Origin of the sequence: Suilimivivens aceti (assembly GCF_025567405.1) — a bacterium.
GTDB lineage: Bacteria > Bacillota > Clostridia > Lachnospirales > Lachnospiraceae > Suilimivivens > Suilimivivens aceti.
Genome location: NZ_JAOQKJ010000036.1, coordinates 1 through 977 on the forward strand (window position 1 = coordinate 1; position 977 = coordinate 977).

Consider the following 977-nt stretch of genomic DNA (forward strand, 5'->3'; position numbering starts at 1 on the left):
CCACATCCATCCGGATCCCCCGTTTCTCGGGAAGGATTCCCTGCAGTGTCTTCTGTGCTGTGATATGGATCTTTCCGATCTGCCTTTGTAGCAAGGTTTCCAGAATAAGCCTGCAGAACTCCTCTCCAAGCTCCTGATCCAGTGCGGCCGCATTCACCAGGAAATCATCCATGACATCCATTTCTTCCAGTGTCTTTTGGGTTTTACCCATACCTCTTACCTCCTCTGGCGGTACAGAAAGTACAGGTATCCCCTTCTCTTCTGTCTTCTTCCGCCTACATAATTTGTTTGTGTGAAAATGCAGGCGATACGCCAGAAGATGCCTCTGCCTGGTTCAGATCCCAAAGATTCAGATTCATCAGATTTTCACATGAATTTCTGTTACATTTTTATCGTATCAGTATATGAAATATATGTCAAGTTGTTTTGTATCGTTTTGTGATCGGTATTTCGTTTTTACTTTTTGAAAGGGTTTCCTATTCTTCCTGACTGCTGTACTGCTGCAACGCTGCCTCAAATTCCTCTGTACCGGCTGCACTGGCAGCCTTTTTTACCAGCTCCTCCAGTATGCCGGTATCTTCGATCGCATTGATTTTATCTCTAAGGTCTGAGGGTACCTCTCCATGTGCCTGCAAAAGGCTTATGATCATCTCCTTATAGGCATTTTCCCTGCCTGTTGCTTCGCCTTCCTTATAACTGTCTTTCTTCTCCCAGTAAATAATATCTTCAAATTTCATATATTCCAATTTCACCTCCGGCTTCTCTTTCACCTTCGTTACCAGTTTGTGCAGCCGGTCTGTAGCTTCATCTACCACATTCTCCTTCCGACTGTCCTGCAGATAGGTAAGCAGTGCATGGATTGCTTCATTTCCCCCACGGGTTCCTCCGGTATTAAAATACAAAAAGGTCAGCCCGTCTTCATAATCGACCTCCGGCACTTCTTCACAGTGATTATGTACACAGTACTTCATGTATCC

General features: G+C 44.8%; 1 protein-coding gene and 1 pseudogene. Both read right to left on the bottom strand.

What is annotated here, in order from left to right; all coding sequences use genetic code 11:
• A pseudogene (locus OCV77_RS16370) lies at positions 1–211 on the bottom strand (hypothetical protein); the annotation flags it as partial.
• Positions 212–476: 265 nt separating this feature from the next.
• The coding region (locus OCV77_RS16375; RefSeq protein WP_331488928.1) for a hypothetical protein at positions 477–977 on the bottom strand (501 nt) is incomplete at its 5' end.